Consider the following 514-nt stretch of genomic DNA (forward strand, 5'->3'; position numbering starts at 1 on the left):
GCGGCCCGAACGTGCCCGGCCTTCAAGGTGCCCTACCGGGCCATGCGAGACGCCGGCAAACCCGCCAAGGTCGCCATCATCGCCATGGGCCGGCGTCTCGTCGTCCTCGCCAACGCGCTGGTCAAGGACAACAAAACCTTCGCCGAAAGCAACCTCATGGCTTGACCCGCGATACAGTCGCCGGTTGATGAGTTCGGTTTCAGACACTGGGGCCACCAGCGGAAGAGAGTGTTGTCTCGCACGGTGTCGGGCTGAGCTTCGAGGTCGCGGCAGCGTTGCTCGATGAAGTCTTGGATCTCGGCCAGCCGATCGAAGTGCCGGTTGGTGATAGGCTCATCGACGGGGCGGCAGAGGTGCTCGGCGGGCTGGAGTTCGGGGGTGTCGGGCGGCAGGTAGACGAGCCGCACGCCATGGGGCAGGCGCAGTCCTGGTTCGGTGTGCCAGCCCGCTCCGTCGAGCGGCAGGATGATCGTGCGCTGCGGGCCTGCGCCGGCCTCGCGGGTGAACAGGGCAT

Annotated in this window: 1 protein-coding gene and 1 pseudogene; both read left to right on the top strand. The window is 66.7% G+C overall.

The window, feature by feature from the left end; all coding sequences use genetic code 11:
- Positions 1–159 (top strand): annotated as a pseudogene (locus MKK58_RS00595) (IS110 family transposase); the annotation flags it as partial.
- Between the two features lie 116 nt (positions 160–275).
- Positions 276–514 (top strand): hypothetical protein (locus MKK58_RS00600; RefSeq protein ID WP_243910277.1); only part of this gene is annotated, 239 nt, incomplete at its 3' end.

The organism is Methylobacterium sp. J-078 (assembly GCF_022829285.1).
GTDB lineage: Bacteria > Pseudomonadota > Alphaproteobacteria > Rhizobiales > Beijerinckiaceae > Methylobacterium.